Annotated in this window: 2 protein-coding genes; both read left to right on the top strand. The window is 71.0% G+C overall.

The genetic code is table 11. The annotated features are described in order from the left end of the window. Positions 1 to 310 precede the first annotated feature (310 nt). Positions 311 to 724, top strand: coding sequence for an SsgA family sporulation/cell division regulator (locus ACFP3V_RS31495; RefSeq protein ID WP_380591167.1), 414 nt, complete (start codon positions 311 to 313; stop codon positions 722 to 724). A 182-nt stretch (positions 725 to 906) separates the two neighbouring features. Next, positions 907 to 1,482 carry a CGNR zinc finger domain-containing protein gene (locus ACFP3V_RS31490; RefSeq protein WP_380591164.1) on the top strand — a complete coding sequence of 192 codons (576 nt, stop codon included), beginning with the start codon at positions 907 to 909 and terminating at the stop codon, positions 1,480 to 1,482. The last annotated feature ends 81 nt before the right edge of the window (positions 1,483 to 1,563 follow it).

The following is a 1,563-nucleotide window of genomic DNA, read 5'->3' as shown; positions in this document are numbered from 1 at the left end:
TGTGAACGAAGCGCTCTCCCACTGAGCTAATCGCCCGGGTGCAGGGAAAACACTACCGCATTCCGAGGGGTGCTCCGGCACGCCGCCGCGGCGTCACGGACTGACCGGAACCCGCCGTTTGGCGACCGAATGCGACCGCCGCTCACGAGCTGTTCCGCAACGGCTGTGGTGTTTGTGACTGCTGAGCTGAATGGGGTATCGGGGCCGTACTTATCCGGACAGAGGGGTTTACAGCGGTCCCATAGGTGGGATGGTCCCGAAGCCGACGTGCGATCCCCGAGCGCACACTGAGCGAAAGGCCCTGGCGCTTATGAACACCGTGGTCAGCTGCGAGCTGCACCTGCGCCTCATCGTGTCCAGCGAGTCGTCCCTGCCGGTGCCGGCAGGCCTCCGCTACGACACGAGCGATCCGTATGCGGTGCACGCCACCTTCCACACCGGCGCCGACGAGACGGTCGAGTGGGTGTTCGCCCGCGATCTGCTGGCGGAAGGACTCCACCGTCCCACCGGTACCGGAGACGTCCGTGTCTGGCCCTCCCGCAGCCACGGGCAGGGCGTCGTCTGCATCGCGTTGAGCTCTCCGGAAGGAGAAGCCCTGCTGGAAGCCCCGGCGCGTGCGCTGGAGTCCTTCCTCAAGCGGACCGACGCGGCGGTGCCCCCGGGCACCGAGCACCGGCACTTCGATCTCGACCGAGAGCTCTCGCACATCCTCGCCGAGAGCTGAGCAACCGCAGCCACGGCCGTGCTACTCGGGGGCACGGTGGGGCTGCTGTGCGCCGCCGCCGTCCGGAGCGACGACTCCTGGGCCGCGGCGGCGTCGTCATTGCCGACAGGGCGCCGGTGGAGCGGTAGGCTCACGCCCAACCATCAGGGCCGCGCCAAGACCGCGACAGACGGAGCATCGCCGTGCTGATCACCCATGACACCGAATGCGCCCTCGACATCCTCGTGGACCTGCTCAACACGGCTCCGGAAGCGGGAGGCCACGAGGCGCTGCCCGACCTGGCCGCGCTGCGGGACTTCGTGCTGCGGCACCGGATCAGCGACGTCGGCCCCCTGGGCGCGCAGGACCTGGAGTCGGTCCGGCAGGTGCGGCGCACCTTCCTGGAGATCTACGGCGCGACCACCGCCCGGCAGGCGGCCGACCTGCTCAACGCCGTCATGGCCCGGGCGGGCACCACCCCCCGGCTCACCGACCACGACGGCCACGACTGGCACATGCACTACTTCGCCCCCGGCGCCGCCCTGGCCGACCACCTGGCGGTGGAGGCGGCGATGGCGCTGGCCTTCATCGTCGTCGCGGGCGAGCGCGAGCGGCTGCGCCGCTGCGAGGCGCCCTCCTGCGCCCGGGTCTTCGTGGACCTGTCCCGCAACCGCTCGCGCCGCTACTGCGACAGCCGCACCTGCGGCAACCGTCTGCACGTGGCCGCCTACCGCGCCCGGCAGCGCGAGGCCTCGCCCGCCCCGGTCCCGGCGGGCTGACGGCGGCTCAGATCCCGCGGCGTTTGAGGATCTCCTCGATGTCCGCGAAGTCGTCGTCTCCGGCGGACGCCTGACGGCCGG

The organism is Streptacidiphilus monticola, assembly GCF_042658505.1.
Taxonomy (GTDB): Bacteria; Actinomycetota; Actinomycetes; order Streptomycetales; family Streptomycetaceae; genus Streptacidiphilus; species Streptacidiphilus monticola.
This window is presented reverse-complemented; position numbering and strand designations above follow the sequence as displayed.